This is a genomic window from Kosakonia sp. CCTCC M2018092, from assembly GCF_003864115.1.
In the GTDB taxonomy this organism is placed as follows: domain Bacteria; phylum Pseudomonadota; class Gammaproteobacteria; order Enterobacterales; family Enterobacteriaceae; genus Kosakonia; species Kosakonia cowanii.
In genome coordinates, this window is the sequence record NZ_CP034225.1 from 3,189,638 (window position 1) to 3,204,753 (window position 15,116).

The following is a 15,116-nucleotide window of genomic DNA, read 5'->3' on the forward strand; positions in this document are numbered from 1 at the left end:
ATTAATGTGCTCCTGCGCTGCCTTCGCTCTTGATCGGCGAAAGCAATAGACAAAATGGGATCAACAAAACCGCCACCACACTCAGGATGGTAAAGACATCGATGTAGGCCAGAATGCGCGACTGGGCGACCATCGCTTTGTACATCTGTCCGGTGGCATTAGAGAAGGGATCGCCCGCCAGGCTGGTAAAGTTGCGCACCGACTCCGCCATTGACCGCAGCGCCAGCTGGAACTGCTCATTAAAGGGCGACGTGTGTTCGGAGAGGTGCGACATATGCGCCTGCGAACGCTCGGTGATCGCCGCCGTTGAGAGCGAAATACCGATCGATCCCGCCACGTTACGGAACATGGTAAACAGCGCCGCCGCATCAGCATTGAGTTGCCGCGGTATAGTGATAAAGGCGATGGTGGTGAGCGGCACAAACAGGAAGCCCAGCCCGATCGACTGCGCGCTGCGGAACAGCACCAGCGTTTCAAAATCGACATCCGGCGTCAGCGAGCGCGTCCACCAGAAGGAGGCCGCCAGGCAGAAGAAGCCGAAGGCGATGATCCAGCGCGTCTGCACCACCGGCATCAGCTTCAGCACCAGCGGAATGGTTAACACAATCAATATGGCCCCGGGCGAGAGCACCAGCCCTGACCAGGTAGCGGTGTAACCGAGATCCTGCTGCGCCAGCTGCGGGATCACCACCGAGCTGCCATAGAGGATCATCGCCATCCCGGCCATCAGCAGGCTGGAGACGGTAAAGTTTTTATCGGCCATACAGCGCAGATCGACCACCGGCTTTTTGGCGTACATCAGCCAGTAGATCGCGCCGACAATCCCTACCGCCGTCAGCACCGCAAAGATGCGTGTGAAGTCGGAGTTAAACCAATCCTCATCTTCCCCGCGATCGAGCATTACCTGCAGGCAGCCAAGACCGAGGGCGATCAGGCCAATGCCCGGCCAGTCGATGGAGAGTTTCTGTTTTGATTTACGCTCCCACGGCGGATCTTCCAGCAACTGGTAGATCGCCAGCACCGTAACGATGCCCACCGGGATATTGATAAAGAAGACCCAGCGCCAGGAGTAGTTATCGGTGATCCAGCCGCCGAGCGTCGGGCCGAGCACCGGGGCGACGATAATGGCGATGGAGGAGAGACCAAAGGCTTTGCCGCGATCTTCCGGTTTGAAGTAGTCCAGCAGCACCGATTGCTGCGTCGGTTGCAGGCCGCCGCCGAAGAAGCCCTGCAAAATACGAAACAGAATGATCTCCCACAGCTCGGTGGCGATACCGCACAAAAACGAGCAGATGGTAAACATCACAATGCAGATAAGGAAAAACTGTTTGCGGCCAAAGGTACGGCTAAGAAATGCCGAGATGGGCAGCACAATCCCGTTCGCCACCAGGTAGCTGGTCAGCACCCAGGTGGATTCGTCATAACTGGCGGAGAGCGACCCGGCGACGTGCGGTAGCGCCACGTTGACGATGGTGGTGTCGAGGATCTCCATAAACACCGCGAGGGTGACGACCCACGCCACCGCCCACGGGTTACTGGCCGGACGCCAGTTTTCATGACTGTGGTCGGTCATTCCAGCGTAACCTTCGGTTCAACTGAGAGGCCGAGCGGCAGCGGTTTGTTCGGGTCCAGCCCCTTATCGATAACGATCTTCACCGGCACGCGCTGAACAATCTTCACAAAGTTACCGGTGGCGTTTTCCGACGGGAAGGCGGCGAACTTCGAGCCACTCCCCTGCTGGATACTGTCGACATGCCCTTCCAGCTCCAGATCCGGCCAGGCATCGACGGTGACCGTCACTTTATTACCCGGACGCATGCGCTCCAGCTGCGACTCCTTAAAGTTCGCCGTCACCCAAACTTCCTGGGAGACCAGCGAAAAGAGCGCGCTCCCGGCCTGCACCAGCGTGCCGGTTTGCACGTTACGCTTGGTGACATAGCCATCGAACGGCGCGCGGACGTTGGTCCACGAAAGGTTGAGGTTAGCGGTTTCCAGCTGCGCTTTCGCCTGCGCGACCTGCTGCTCGCGCGCCTCGACGTTGGTCTCCTGCTGGCGGATCTGCAACTGCACCTGCTCGGCCACTTCCAGCTGCGCCTGCGCGCTGGCGAGCTGCGCCTGGGCACTGCGCAACTGCGCATTAGCGGTATCAATGTTTTGTTGGGTGGTCGCGCGGGGATCGACACCGCGTTGACGTTTGTAAGCGGCTTCGGCGTTAGCCAGATCGGCCTTCGCTTTCAGTACCTGCGCGCGGGCTTCATCCCGCTGCGCCGGGTACTGCACTTTAGAGAGCGCGAGCTGCGCCTGCGCCTGGTGAAGCTGCGCGGTTGCCAGCCCAAGCTGGGCCTGCGCCTGATCGCGCTGGGCGGTGGCATCGCGCGGGTCGATCACCACCAGCAGATCGCCCTTTTTCACCCGCTGGTTATCTTTTACCCGCAGATCGGTGACGTAGCCCGCCACTTTCGGCGCAATGGTTACCGCATCGCCGTCGGTGAAGGCGTCATCGGTGGTCTCCTGGTTGCGGGTTAATAACCACCACACCAGTGCCACAACAACCATCACCACGACGACAATGCCGAGAATAATCAGCGGCTTCTTTCCGGGGCGTTTGCGGGGTTTGTCGTCTTGCTGCTCTTTTTCGTCGTCCTGAACGTCGTCAGGTTGGGTTCTCTTTTCTGCCATAATCTCGCAACGTTCCTGTCAGGTAACGGCGCCGAGGGTGCGCCGTTTACTAAACTTAGGCGGTTGCTATACATTTGCCAGGATAAACTGACAAATCAGCACTATATGACTAAGAGTAATCCGTATCCCACCAGCGCAGCCCACACCAGCAGGGGCATCGAGTAGAGATGGAAGCGCCACCAGATGCGACGATTGTTTGCCATACGCAGAGCAATAAGGTTCGCCAGCGATCCCGGCAGCAGGCCAAAGCCACCGACGTTAACCGCCCAGGCAAGCAATGTATCGGGCGGAACATAGTTGAGCAGCAAAATGGTCGCTGGCACATTACTGATAAACTGCGACAGGCCAATCGCGGTCAGCCATAAGCCAGGCGGCGAAAGCTGGCCGGTGCTGGCAAGCGTCGCGTGCAGCGCTGGCAGCTGCGTCAGCAGATGGACATCAATAAACATGGCGATAAAGACCAGCAGCAGCGTCCAGTCAACGCTGAACACCACCCGGCGCGCCAGGAAGAGAAAACCGACGGCGATAATCGCCAGGCCCCACAACTCCTGCTTCAGCTCAAGCGCGGTGATAAAGACCAGGTAAAAGCCGAGGCAGCTCCAGACCAGCTTCGGTTTCCACTCGCTTGAGCTCTGCCCGCTATGGTAAGTCAGCGCTTTAGCAGAGAAACAGAACCAGCAGAGCACCAGCAGCGTGACCATCATGGCCAGCGCCAGCGGTGCCATCTGCCAGATAAAGGCAGGGAAAGAGAGCCCCGAACGGCCCCAAATCAGGATGTTCTGCGGGTTACCGATGGGCGTTAAAAGGGATCCGGCGTTAACCGCCAGCGCTTCGAAGATGATCAACCGGTTAACCGGGATTTCGCACAGCTTCTTTAGCGTGATGGTTAGCGGCACGACAATAAACAGCGCAACATCGTTAGTCAGAAAGGTAGAGAGCACCGCCGCCGCCAGCACGAGGAACAGAGCCAGCTGACGCTCGTGCTGAAAACGGCGCACCATGCGTCGGCCAATTACATCAAAATAGCCGCTCAGCTCCACCCCTTTGGTCAGCAGCATTAAACCGCTGAGGGTAATAATGGTGTGCCAGTCGATGGCACCGGGCCACTTCTTTGGCGCAAAGGGCACAAAGAAGCATAAGGCGACGCCGATTAACAGTAACAGGTGGAGAAAGCGGTCACGCGCCAGGGCGCGAATAAAAGGGAGGTTCATTCAGATGGCGTCTCGTGTTGCTGCGTGAAACGACGGAAACATTCAAGGGTCTCTTCGCTGACGTGGTGCTCCATCCCTTCCGCATCGCGCCGGGCGATATCCGGGCTGACGCCTAACACCAGCAGGAAACTCTCAACGATTTGATGACGTTCGCGGCTCTCCTGCGCCAGCCTCTCCCCTTCGGCGGTGAGAAAGACGCCGCGCCACGGGATCTGCTCGATAAGACCGACCGAGGCGAGCCTTTTTAACATTTTCGCCACCGTGGGCTGCGACACGCCGAGGCGCGCGGCCATATCCACCTGGCGGGCTTCCCCCACTTCGCGGATCAGATCGGAGATGAGTTCAACATAGTCATCAATCAGCTCGCGGCGGTGCGCTTCGCGGACCTGGCGGAAGCCTTCGACATGCTCTTCGACATTAACCAGCGTCACTTTTTTTATTGTTTGCTTACCTGCGCGACGGTTCATAGTGCTTCCCCTGACGGTGAGACGCTGTGCAGCATCATATAAGAGAGGCGCATTGTAAACCATCCGTGAATCAGTACAAAAAATTAACGTATTAGCCGTAGCTATGTAATATAGCCTGTGCTATATCTGTATGTAATGCGTTCACCTTTCATGGATCGAAGGGGTCCTAATCATCAGGAGGTGACAATGAATGAGTTCAAGAGGTGTATGCGCGTGTTTAGCCACTCTCCCTTTAAAGTCCGTTTAATGCTGCTCAATATGTTGTGCGATATCGTCAACGGTAAGCCGCAGCAGAACGAAGATAAACCTACCCACTGATGCGGCGTCGCGGTACGCCGCTTCATATTTCTGTCATCTTATCGCTTCATACTGACCTGTTTTCCCCAAAATCCGCGTATTTTTGCTGGATTTGCAATCACTCTCGCAAAACAATCTCTTAGCTGCTGTTGACCTGGAACCCGCCGCGCTTTATCTTTGCGCAGCCCTGCACTCAATGCGCACCGCAGACGCGGATCCCCTCCCCCTCTCAGCGCGCTGTCCGGCAGGTTTTGACCCTTACGCCAGGGTGAGCACATGGCGTTTCACGAAATCATCTATGAGCGTAATCCTTAAAGAGTCCGTTGCCCTGCGCGGTCAGTCGATCAATCCGTGGATTGGTTTCTATTTCCTGCAGTCACTATTAATTAACTTTGCCCTTGGCTACGAATTCAGCGTGCTCTATGCGGTGGTCTCCACCTGCGCGCTCTGCGTGCTCTGGCGTCATGCGCCGCGCGCGCAAAAAATCTTTCTGACCATCACCATGCTGGTCGCCGCCAGCTATTTTCCGTTTGGTCAGGCTTATGGCGCGCCCAACTTCAACACCCTGCTGGCGCTGCGTTCGACCAATATCGAAGAGTCGTCAGAAATTCTGACCATCTTCCCGTGGTATCACTACGTTATCAGCGTTGGCATCCTCGCGCTGGGCGTGATTGCGCTGCGCCGCCGGGTGTTGGTGCCCTCGACGCCGTGGCTGAAGTGGGACACGCTGGGCGTGCTGTTTTGCGTCGCCTCCTACTTTATCGGCCCGGTGCAGAACCATTTTCGCGGCTTTGAGTTCCGCCTGATCGACACCGGCGTGCCGGTGCTGCGCTTTGTGCGTGATGTCGCCTACAACTACCACGAAGTGAAGGTGGAAGAGGAGAACATGGCGCAGCTCTCCGGGATGAAAGATACCTGGACGGTCACCGCGGTAAAACCGAAGTATCACGTCTATGTAGTAGTGATTGGCGAGAGCGCGCGCCGTGATGCGCTGGGCGCTTTTGGCGGGCACTGGAACAATACGCCGTTTGCCAGCCAGGTGAATGGCGATCTCTTTACCGACTATATTGCCGCCAGCGGATCGACCCAGAAGTCCCTCGGTCTGACCTTAAACCGCGTAGTAAACGACAAGCCGCAGTATCAGGATAACTTTGTCACGCTGGCGAGCCGCGCCGGTTTCCAGACATGGTGGTTCTCAAACCAGGGGCAGATTGGCGAATATGACACCGCCATCGCCAGCATCGCGAAGCGCGCCGATGAAGTGCAGTTCCTGAAACGGGGCGACTTTGAAGCGGATAAAAACACCCGCGATGAGGATCTGTTAAAGCTCACTAACCAGGTGCTGAGCGTGCGGCGTAATCAACCGCAGCTGATTGTGCTGCATCTGATGGGGTCGCATCCGCAGGCATGCGATCGCACCGGCGGCAAGTACAACGAGTTTGTGCAGTCGAAAGAGACCTCCTGCTACCTCTACTCCATCACCCAGACGGACGATCTGCTGGGCAAGATCTACTCCCAGCTGCGCAACAGCGGCGAGAGTTTCTCGATGGTCTACTTCTCCGATCATGGTCTGGCGTTCAAAGAGCGCGGCAAAGAGGTGCAGTATCTCGCGCATGACGACCATTTTCAGCAGAACTTTCAGGTGCCGTTTATGGTGGTCTCAAGCGATGCGACCAAACACCGTCTGATTAAAGCGCGCCGCTCCGCCAACGACTTTTTGAGCTTCTTCTCACAGTGGACCGGCATTACCGCCACGCAGATCAAAAATTCGTACCCGTTTATCTCGGGGAAAAAAGCGGGGCCAGTCTACGTTACCAACTTTAAGTTACAGAAAGTGGACTATAACCATCTCGGCACGGATCTTTTCGACACGCGCAGCAGCCGTTAACGGTCTATGCTTTTTGCAGGCAAAAAAAAATCCGCCCCTTGAGGCGGATTTTTATTATCGCGAAAGCGATTAGAAGCGGTAACCAACACCGGCAATCCAGGTGCCAACGTCAACGCTACGGATACGGCTCTGCTCGTAGGAGAAGTCCAGAGCAACGTTTTCCATCGGGTTGAACTGCAGACCAGCACCGTAGGAGAAGCCGTAGTCGCTGGTGTCAGAAACTTTAGCAACGTCAGCAGTCTGCTGGAATTTACCGTAACCAACACCCACTACGCCGTAGATGCTCGCCCAGTCATTGATGCGGAAAGCCGGACCAGCAGTGATGCCGTAGTACTGAGCTTTGTTATAAACGCCTTCACCGGTAGTACGATCTTTTTCGGTGTAGGTGAAGGAACCGATAACGCCCAGCGGGTTGTTATCCTGCTCGTAACGGTATTTCAGGTTGAAACCGTTGGTTTTGTTAGCAATACCCTGAGCGTCGCTCTGAGCATAACCGCCGGAAACAGTAGAAGTTGATGCTACTGCGGAACCTGCAGAAACCGCCAGAAGAGCGGCCAGTGCTGAAAGACATGCAATTTTTTTCATAATCCACCTCAAATGTGCTTCAAGAAATCCTGGGTACTACGCATTTAAATATATCAAAAATTATAAGGAAACTCTTTGAGAGAAATAGAGTCTAAAGCGTTCTTTCATGTAACAGAAAGTTTCCGCTTCTTAACAACTCATTCATTAAAAAGCACTTTTCTCAAGAGTCGGACTATTATGGTACCTGTTCCTGAATTCGTTCATCCAGATTATTCTTAAATAAACAGGCCAATAATCGACCGCCTGACGGCCATTATACGGATTTTTTCAGCCTTTTTTACAACCAACCATCAACCGTCTGAATACTATTTCAAGTAGACTATCGGCTCTGCTTCACCAGACACTTAACGGAGAAAGGATGCCTGTTTTGCCGCGTAAACTGCCGGTGTGGGTACCGGTTATCATACTGCTTATCGCTATGACCTCGATTCAGGGAGGGGCGTCGCTGGCGAAATCGCTCTTTCCTTTAGTTGGCGCGCCCGGCGTCACCGCGCTGCGTCTTGCCCTCGGCACGCTTATCCTGGTTATTGTCTTTAAACCCTGGCGTCTGCGTTTCACCCGCGAACAGCGGCTGCCGCTGCTCTTTTATGGCCTGTCGCTCGGCGCGATGAACTACATGTTCTATCTGGCGATCCAGACCGTGCCGCTTGGCGTGGCCGTGGCGCTGGAGTTCACCGGTCCGCTGGCTGTTGCCCTCTTTGCCTCCCGCCGCGCGGTCGATTTTATCTGGGTGATCCTCGCAGTGCTGGGTCTGTGGTATCTGCTGCCGCTGGGCCAGGATGTTACGCACGTTGATTTAACCGGCGCGGCATTTGCGCTCGGTGCGGGGGCTTGCTGGGCTATCTATATTATTAGCGGGCAACGCGCGGGCGAGGATCATGGCCCGGCGACGGTTGCGCTGGGCTCGCTGATTGCCGCCATCGTCTTTGTTCCCCTTGGCGCGTTTCAGGCGGGCGAGGTGTTGTGGCACTGGTCTATTTTACCGCTCGGTATTGCGGTGGCGATTCTGTCGACTGCATTGCCCTACTCCCTTGAGATGATCGCCCTCACCCGCCTACCCACGCGCACCTTCGGCACGCTGATGAGTATGGAACCAGCGCTGGCTGCCGTTTCGGGCATGATCTTCCTCGGCGAGACGCTTGCGCTCCAGCAGGTGCTGGCCTTAATGGCGATTGTGATTGCCTCGATGGGGTCGACATTAACCCTGCGCCGCGAGACCACAATAAAAGAAGTGGATATTGGTAAATAATAATTATTCAGCATGAGATTTCGCTCATGCTGAATATTCATTCAGGCCTTTGACATTATTTTTTACGCTTTAAGTAAATTCTTTATTAATTAGAATTATTCTTAGTTATCTGCTGTCTCTTTATTAGAATTATCTTACATTTCATTCGATTAGTTGCGCGTTTTCGAAATCGTGACCTATATTTAAATCACGCTATCGAACTGATAGGCATAGCCAAAACCGACGACGGTTAATCTGGTGCTATACTTAGTTCCGGTAATTACCTGGGACACAAACATCAAGAGGATATGGATTATGAGTACCGCTAAACTGGTAAAAACGAAAGCGTCTAATCTGCTTTATACCCGTAACGATGTATCGGACAGCGACAAACAAGCGACCATTGAGCTGCTGAATCGCCAGGTGATCCACTTCACTGACCTGTCTCTGATCACCAAGCAGGCCCACTGGAACATGCGCGGCGCGAACTTTATCGGCGTGCACGAAATGCTGGATCAGTTCCGTACTTCGCTGGTAACGCACCTCGATACCATGGCAGAGCGCGCGGTTCAGCTGGGCGGTGTTGCACTGGGTACCACTCAGGTGATCAACAGCAAAACGGCACTGAAAAGCTACCCGCTGGACATTCACAGCGTGCAGGATCACCTGAAAGAGCTGGCCGATCGTTACGCGGTGGTCGCGAACGACCTGCGTAAAGCCATCACCGAAGCGAAAGATGAGGATACCGCAGATATCTTTACCGCCGCTTCCCGCGATCTGGATCAGTACCTGTGGTTTATCGAAGCTAACATCGAATAAGCCAGATCTTTTCGCTATCGCTCTGACCCCTGCGCCTCCGGTGCGGGGGTTTGCACTTTTATGGTGCACCACTCCTCCCCCCTTCCCGCCAGAAAGTTACCGCTTCGTAATTATCTCATCACAAAATTGTTAATAAGTGATTGTTTCTCGCCCACGTTGTGCGCTAAATAGCAGCACTGCCGACAATCGCGCGCGAGCGCACCAAAAGAGTGACTCAAAATGGTGCATTGCGGTGTCATTGCTACACTTATTGTGCAACCGGTTAAAGCTTCGCCTTTACAAAACAATAGGTTGTAAACCTGGCATGATTTTTTCATACTGCGTTCATTCTCGCAGGGGCTCGCTCCCCCGATACAAAAGGAAACACTATGAAGTCTGTATTGAAATTCTCCCTTGCCGCACTCGCTCTCGCCTTTGCTGTTTCTTCTCAGGCTGCTGATAAAAAACTGGTTGTGGCTACCGATACTGCATTCGTTCCTTTCGAATTCAAAAAAGGCAATGAGTACGTTGGTTTCGACATCGACCTGTGGGCTGCCGTGGCGAAAGAGCTGAAGCTGGATTATGAACTGAAGCCGATGGACTTCAGCGGCATTATCCCTGCCCTGCAAACTAAAAACGTTGATGTCGCACTGGCGGGCATCACCATTACTGAAGAGCGTAAAAAAGCGATCGAGTTCTCCGACGGCTACTACAAAAGCGGCCTGCTGGTGATGGTGAAAGCCGACAACAACGACGTGAAAAGCGCGAAAGATCTCAACGGTAAAGTGATCGCAGTTAAGAGCGGCACCGGCTCCGTGGATTACGCGAAAGCGAACATCAAAACCAAAGATCTGCGCCAGTTCCCGAACATCGATAACGCCTACATGGAACTGGGTACCGGCCGCGCTGATGCGGTTCTGCACGACACGCCAAACATCCTCTACTTCATCAAAACCGCCGGCAACGGTCGTTTTAAAGCGGTAGGCGACTCTCTGGAAGCGCAGCAGTACGGCATCGCCTTCCCGAAAGGCAGCGACGATCTGCGTGAGAAAGTGAACGGCGCGCTGAAAACCCTGCGCGAGAACGGTACGTACAACGAAATCTACAAAAAATGGTTCGGTTCTGAGCCTAAATAATTATTAAAAAGTAACAGGTTAAACGTCGGGGGCGGCTTTCGTCCCCGCGCTATTTGTCTCTTCTACGGTATACAGGAATTAATCACATGCAGTTTGACTGGAGCGCCATCTGGCCCGCCATTCCGCTTCTACTGGACGGGGCCAAAATGACCTTGTGGATCTCGATCCTCGGTCTGGCTGGCGGTATCGTTATCGGCCTGATGGCTGGTTTAGCCCGTACCTACGGCGGGTGGATCTCAAACCACGTCGCCCTCGTGTTTATCGAAATTGTCCGCGGCACACCGATCGTCGTGCAGGTGATGTACATCTACTTCGCCCTGCCGATGGCGCTGCCGGATCTGCGCATCGACACCTTCACCGCTGCGGTAGTGACGATCATGATCAACTCCGGCGCCTATATTGCCGAGATAACCCGTGGTTCGGTGCTGTCGATCCATAAAGGCTTTAGCGAAGCGGGCATGGCGCTTGGTCTGTCGCGCCGCGAAACCATTCGCCACGTCATTATGCCGCTGGCGCTGCGCCGTATGCTGCCGCCGCTTGGCAACCAGCTGATCATCAGTATCAAAGATACCTCGCTGTTTATTGTTATCGGCGCGGCTGAACTGACCCGCCAGGGCCAGGAGATCATCGCCGGGAACTTCCGCGCGCTGGAGATCTGGACCGCCGTTGGGGTTATCTATCTCATCATTACCCAGGCACTCAACATCGTGCTTCGCCGTCTTGAAAAAAGGATGAAAATCCTGTGATTGAATTTAAAAACGTTTCCAAGCACTTCGGTAAAACCCAGGTGCTGCATGATATCGACCTCAACATTACCCAGGGCGAAGTGGTGGTGATTATCGGGCCGTCCGGCTCCGGTAAATCGACCCTGCTGCGCTGCATCAACAAGCTGGAGGAGATCACCAAAGGCGATCTGATTGTTGATGGTCTGAAGGTCAACGACCCGAAAGTGGATGAGCGCCTGATCCGCCAGGAAGCGGGCATGGTGTTCCAGCAGTTTTACCTCTTCCCGCACCTGACGGCGCTGGAGAACGTGATGTTTGGCCCGCTGCGCGTGCGCGGTACCAACAAAGCGGAAGCGGAAAAGCAGGCGAAAGCACTGCTGGCGAAAGTAGGTCTCGCCGAGCGCGCCCACCACTATCCGTCAGAGCTCTCCGGCGGTCAGCAGCAGCGTGTGGCGATTGCCCGCGCGCTGGCGGTCAAACCGAAGATGATGCTGTTTGATGAGCCGACCTCGGCGCTCGATCCGGAATTGCGTCACGAAGTGCTGAAAGTGATGCAGGATCTGGCCGAAGAGGGGATGACAATGGTGATCGTGACCCACGAAATCGGCTTTGCCGAAAAAGTGGCTTCGCGTCTGATTTTCATTGATAAAGGCCGCATTGCCGAAGATGGCAACCCGCAGCAGCTGATTGAGAATCCGCCCAGCCAGCGCCTGCAAGAGTTCCTGCAGCACGTCTCCTGACAGCCAGCCCCTCCAGCCGGAGGGGTTTTTCTTTTGCGGATTGTGCGCAATTTTATCCCGCCCTCCCCCGGCACCTATACTTATCCCTTTGCGGGATTTTCTCACCGGAGGAGCTATGCCGTGGATTTTGTTACTGATTAGCCTGCTGTGCGCGCCGCTTCAGGCCGCGACCATACCCGGCGTTACCGCCGCAACCACCACTCCCACCTCAGCGCAAACCAGCGAACCCGATGTTGAACAGAAAAAAGCCGCTTATGGCGCGCTGGCGGATGTGCTGGAGAATGACGAATCACGCAAAGAGCTGATTGACCAGTTGCGTAAAGTCGCCACCACGCCGCCGCAGGAGCCGGTGCCGGTCATCTCGCCGCCCGCCATTGAAGAGCAGAAAACGGTGCTGGAGAACGTCACCGAAGTGGCGGATTACTATGGCGAGGCGCTGGCGACCCGCTTTGCCCAGCTGTGGCGCAATATCACCGGCTCGCCGCATAAAGCCTTTAACCCGCAAACTTTCACCAATGCCGCCAGCCACTTCATGCTGCTCGCGGTGCTGGTCTTCGCCTTCTGGTGGACAGTGCGATTCTGCGTCTCGCCGGTTTACCGCAGAATGGGTGCCTGAGGACGGCGTAAAAACCGCGACAGCAGCAACTGGCTACAGCTGCCGTCGATGATCGTCGGGGCTTTTATTATCGACATCATGCTGCTGGCGCTAACATTGTTTGTCGGCCAGGTGCTGCGCGCCAACCTTACCGGCGGTAACAGCACCATCGCCTTTCAGCAGAGCCTGTTTCTTAACGCCTTCGCGCTGATTGAGTTTTTCAAAGCGATCCTGCGGCTTATCTTCTGCCCGCGCATTCCCGACCTGCGCCCGTTTCATATTCGTGATGAGACGGCGCGCTACTGGCATCTGCGTTTAAGCGCGCTCAGCAGCCTGATTGGCTATGGGCTGCTGGTAGCGGTGCCGATTATCTCCAATCAGGTGAACATTCAGTTCGGCGCGCTCGCCAATGTGGTGATCATGCTCTGCATCACCCTCTGGGCGCTCTACCTGATTTTCCATAACAAGCGCGAGATCCAGCACAACCTGATCCTGCTGGCAGACCGCTCGCTGGCCTTCTTCAGCCTCTTTATCCGCGCCTTTGCGCTGGTGTGGCACTGGCTCGCCAGCGCCTACTTCATCGTGCTCTTCTTCTTCTCGCTGTTCGATCCGGGCAACAGCCTGAAGTTTATGATGGGCGCGTCGTTGAGCAGCCTGGCGATCCTCAGCGTCTCTGCGTTTATCTCTGGCGTGCTGTCGCGCTGGCTGGATAAAACCATCACCCTCTCGCCGCAGGTGCAGCGCAACTACCCGGAGCTGCAAAAGCGGCTCAACGGCTGGTTATCCGCCTCGATGAAGACCGCCCGTTTCCTGGTGGTCTGCACCACCATTCTGCTGCTGTTAAGCGCGTGGGGGCTGTTCGATTTCTGGCACTGGCTCACTTATGGTGCCGGGGAGAAAGCGGTCGATATTCTGATTCGTATCGCGCTGATCCTCTTTTTCTCTGCCGTCGGCTGGACATTGCTGGCAACGATTATTGAGAACCGGCTGACATCGGATATTCATGGTCGCCCGCTGCCCAGCGCACGCACACGTACCCTGCTGACGCTGTTTCGCAACGCGCTGGCGGTGGTGATCAGCACCATTACGGTGATGATTGTGCTCTCAGAGATTGGGGTGAATATTGCGCCGCTGCTGGCGGGTGCCGGGGCGCTGGGTCTGGCGATCTCGTTCGGTTCGCAGACCCTGGTGAAAGATATTATCACCGGCATATTTATTCAGTTTGAAAATGGGATGAACACCGGCGATCTGGTGACCATCGGCCCGCTCACCGGCACGGTGGAGCGCATGACCATTCGTTCCGTCGGCGTGCGCCAGGATACCGGCGCGTATCATATTATCCCGTGGTCATCGATCACCACCTTCGCCAACTTTGTGCGCGGGATTGGCTCAGTGGTGGCGAACTATGATGTCGATCGTCATGAAGATACAGACAAAGCCAATCAGGCGCTGAAGGATGCGGTGGCGGAACTGATGGAGCAGGAGGAGATCCGCGGTTTGATTATCGGCGAGCCGAACTTTGCCGGGCTGGTCGGGCTGACCAACACCGCCTTTACGCTGCGTGTCACCTTCACTACCCTGCCGCTAAAGCAGTGGACGGTGCGTTTCGCCCTCGACACGATGGTGAAAAAGCATTTCGACCTCGCCCACGTGCGCCCGCCGGTGCAGACCTACCAGATGGTGTCAGCCCCGGAAGCGATCGGGCAAGCGCAACCGGCGGCGAACGCTGGTACGCCGCCTGTACAACCTACCCTTTAAACCGGCTCTGTGCCCAGCGTTTACGCTGGGCCTCGTCGAGGAAGCTCCAGGCGATAAAGCGGCTCTGCTTCTGCCCCTGTGCCATCTCTTTTTTCACCACTTTTACCGCGCCGACCTGCGTCAGTGCGCGGTAGAGTTCCGGCAGGTTGTCGCCGCGCGACACCAGCGAGGTGAACCACAACACCTGGCGGGCAAACTGCTTGCTCTCGGCAATCATCGTTTTGATAAAGGCCACTTCGCCGCCTTCACACCACAGCTCCTGCTGCTGGCCGCCGAAGTTGGCCGCGTCCGTCACAGACTGGCCGAGGTTGCGCCGCTTGCGCTCGCTGTTTGCCTGCGCGCTCTGCGCCGAGTCATGGAAAGGTGGGTTACAGATCACGGCATCGTAAGATTCATTTTTATGAATGATGCCGGTGAGGATCGCCGCCGTATCTTTCTGGCGACGCAGGCGCACCGCGCGGGTCAGGCCGGGGTTGGCAGCAATGATTGCCTGCGCGCTGGCAAAGGCTTCGGCGTTGACTTCACTGCCGGTAAAACGCCAGCCATATTGATGGGCGCCAATCAGCGGATAGATGCAGTTCGCACCGGTGCCGATATCGAGCACGCTGGCCTGCGCCGGAATAGTGCCGTTATCGCTCTCTGCCAGCAGATCGGCGAGATGGTGCAGATAGTCTGCGCGGCCCGGTACCGGCGGGCAGAGAAAGCCGTCCGGGATATCCCACTCGCGCACGCCGTAGAAATGCGCCAGCAGCGCCTTGTTCAGGGCTTTCACCGCCTGCGGATCGGCAAAATTAACGGTCTCTTCCCCGTTCGGATTGCGCGTGATAAAGGCACGTAGCGACGGGTTGACGGCGCACAGGGCGTCGAGGTCGTAGCGGCTGTGGTGGCGGTTACGCGGGTGCAGACCCGGCTTCTGGGCATTCATGGCATTCTCCTGTTAACAGCGGCGTAAGATACCCGTTGACGCCAGCCGGGTAAATAAGGGAGCCTGAAGAAACTTTTTGCCATC

Annotated in this window: 13 protein-coding genes and 1 pseudogene; 8 read left to right on the forward strand and 6 right to left on the reverse strand. The window is 55.8% G+C overall.

The window, feature by feature from the left end:
- Position 1 precedes the first annotated feature (1 nt).
- From EH164_RS15195 to mntR, 4 genes are all read right to left on the reverse strand, one after another.
- Positions 2 to 1,573, reverse strand: coding sequence for a DHA2 family efflux MFS transporter permease subunit (locus tag EH164_RS15195; RefSeq protein WP_124969012.1), 1,572 nt, complete (start codon positions 1,571 to 1,573; stop codon positions 2 to 4).
- Complete coding sequence (locus tag EH164_RS15200; protein ID WP_076769595.1) at positions 1,570 to 2,679, reverse strand: HlyD family secretion protein; 1,110 nt, start codon at positions 2,677 to 2,679, stop codon at positions 1,570 to 1,572. The genes EH164_RS15195 and EH164_RS15200 overlap by 4 nt, the downstream gene beginning before the upstream one ends.
- 101 nt (positions 2,680 to 2,780) lie before the next feature.
- Positions 2,781 to 3,890 carry an anion transporter gene (locus EH164_RS15205; RefSeq protein WP_124969014.1) on the reverse strand — a complete coding sequence of 370 codons (1,110 nt, stop codon included), beginning with the start codon at positions 3,888 to 3,890 and terminating at the stop codon, positions 2,781 to 2,783.
- Positions 3,887 to 4,357, reverse strand: coding sequence for a manganese-binding transcriptional regulator MntR (mntR, locus tag EH164_RS15210; RefSeq protein ID WP_023481508.1), 471 nt, complete (start codon positions 4,355 to 4,357; stop codon positions 3,887 to 3,889). The genes EH164_RS15205 and mntR overlap by 4 nt, the downstream gene beginning before the upstream one ends.
- Before the next feature lie 186 nt (positions 4,358 to 4,543).
- Here mntR and mntS point away from each other — a divergent pair, with 186 nt between their 5' ends.
- Both mntS and EH164_RS15220 read left to right on the forward strand, forming a co-directional pair.
- Complete coding sequence (gene mntS / locus EH164_RS15215) at positions 4,544 to 4,675, forward strand: manganase accumulation protein MntS (RefSeq protein ID WP_023481863.1); 132 nt, start codon at positions 4,544 to 4,546, stop codon at positions 4,673 to 4,675.
- 277 nt (positions 4,676 to 4,952) lie between these two features.
- A complete protein-coding gene (locus EH164_RS15220; RefSeq protein ID WP_124969016.1) occupies positions 4,953 to 6,542 on the forward strand; it encodes a phosphoethanolamine transferase in 1,590 nt (529 codons plus the stop codon).
- 69 nt (positions 6,543 to 6,611) lie between these two features.
- Here EH164_RS15220 and ompX read toward each other — a convergent pair whose 3' ends face one another.
- Positions 6,612 to 7,127: an outer membrane protein OmpX gene (gene ompX, locus EH164_RS15225; RefSeq protein ID WP_124969018.1), complete on the reverse strand. Its 516-nt coding sequence runs from the start codon at positions 7,125 to 7,127 to the stop codon at positions 6,612 to 6,614.
- Between the two features lie 358 nt (positions 7,128 to 7,485).
- On the opposite strand from ompX, the gene rhtA reads away from it, so the two are divergent.
- From rhtA to ybiO, 6 genes and pseudogenes are all read left to right on the forward strand, one after another.
- On the forward strand, positions 7,486 to 8,376 hold the full coding sequence (gene rhtA / locus EH164_RS15230; protein ID WP_023481342.1) for a threonine/homoserine exporter RhtA: 891 nt from the start codon (positions 7,486 to 7,488) through the stop codon (positions 8,374 to 8,376).
- A gap of 294 nt (positions 8,377 to 8,670) precedes the next feature.
- The gene (gene dps / locus EH164_RS15235) at positions 8,671 to 9,174 is read left to right on the forward strand and encodes a DNA starvation/stationary phase protection protein Dps (protein WP_023481476.1); all 504 of its coding nucleotides are present in this window, start codon (positions 8,671 to 8,673) and stop codon (positions 9,172 to 9,174) included.
- Between the two features lie 368 nt (positions 9,175 to 9,542).
- Complete coding sequence (glnH, locus tag EH164_RS15245; RefSeq protein ID WP_094420411.1) at positions 9,543 to 10,289, forward strand: glutamine ABC transporter substrate-binding protein GlnH; 747 nt, start codon at positions 9,543 to 9,545, stop codon at positions 10,287 to 10,289.
- Between the two features lie 86 nt (positions 10,290 to 10,375).
- Positions 10,376 to 11,035, forward strand: coding sequence for a glutamine ABC transporter permease GlnP (gene glnP, locus EH164_RS15250; protein ID WP_023481646.1), 660 nt, complete (start codon positions 10,376 to 10,378; stop codon positions 11,033 to 11,035).
- A complete protein-coding gene (glnQ, locus tag EH164_RS15255; protein ID WP_023481528.1) occupies positions 11,032 to 11,754 on the forward strand; it encodes a glutamine ABC transporter ATP-binding protein GlnQ in 723 nt (240 codons plus the stop codon). Before glnP ends, glnQ begins: the two co-directional genes overlap by 4 nt.
- A 115-nt stretch (positions 11,755 to 11,869) precedes the next feature.
- A pseudogene (gene ybiO / locus EH164_RS15260) lies at positions 11,870 to 14,107 on the forward strand (mechanosensitive channel protein).
- Here the strand turns inward: ybiO and rlmF are convergent.
- Positions 14,097 to 15,032, reverse strand: a complete 936-nt coding sequence (gene rlmF / locus EH164_RS15265; RefSeq protein WP_094420413.1) for a 23S rRNA (adenine(1618)-N(6))-methyltransferase RlmF — start codon at positions 15,030 to 15,032, stop codon at positions 14,097 to 14,099. The pseudogene ybiO and the gene rlmF sit on opposite strands and share 11 nt — an antisense overlap.
- Positions 15,033 to 15,116 lie beyond the last annotated feature (84 nt).

Excerpts from the sequence above, each read along its gene's own strand:
- rlmF (WP_094420413.1), bottom strand. The coding sequence starts at position 15,032 with ATGAATGCCCAGAAGCCGGGTCTGCACCCGCGTAACCGCCACCACAGC.
- EH164_RS15205 (WP_124969014.1), bottom strand. The coding sequence starts at position 3,890 with ATGAACCTCCCTTTTATTCGCGCCCTGGCGCGTGACCGCTTTCTCCAC.
- EH164_RS15195 (WP_124969012.1), bottom strand. The coding sequence starts at position 1,573 with ATGACCGACCACAGTCATGAAAACTGGCGTCCGGCCAGTAACCCGTGG.
- rhtA (WP_023481342.1), top strand. The coding sequence starts at position 7,486 with ATGCCTGTTTTGCCGCGTAAACTGCCGGTGTGGGTACCGGTTATCATA.
- mntR (WP_023481508.1), bottom strand. The coding sequence starts at position 4,357 with ATGAACCGTCGCGCAGGTAAGCAAACAATAAAAAAAGTGACGCTGGTT.
- dps (WP_023481476.1), top strand. The coding sequence starts at position 8,671 with ATGAGTACCGCTAAACTGGTAAAAACGAAAGCGTCTAATCTGCTTTAT.
- EH164_RS15220 (WP_124969016.1), top strand. The coding sequence starts at position 4,953 with ATGAGCGTAATCCTTAAAGAGTCCGTTGCCCTGCGCGGTCAGTCGATC.
- mntS (WP_023481863.1), top strand. The coding sequence starts at position 4,544 with ATGAATGAGTTCAAGAGGTGTATGCGCGTGTTTAGCCACTCTCCCTTT.
- glnH (WP_094420411.1), top strand. The coding sequence starts at position 9,543 with ATGAAGTCTGTATTGAAATTCTCCCTTGCCGCACTCGCTCTCGCCTTT.
- EH164_RS15200 (WP_076769595.1), bottom strand. The coding sequence starts at position 2,679 with ATGGCAGAAAAGAGAACCCAACCTGACGACGTTCAGGACGACGAAAAA.
- glnP (WP_023481646.1), top strand. The coding sequence starts at position 10,376 with ATGCAGTTTGACTGGAGCGCCATCTGGCCCGCCATTCCGCTTCTACTG.
- ompX (WP_124969018.1), bottom strand. The coding sequence starts at position 7,127 with ATGAAAAAAATTGCATGTCTTTCAGCACTGGCCGCTCTTCTGGCGGTT.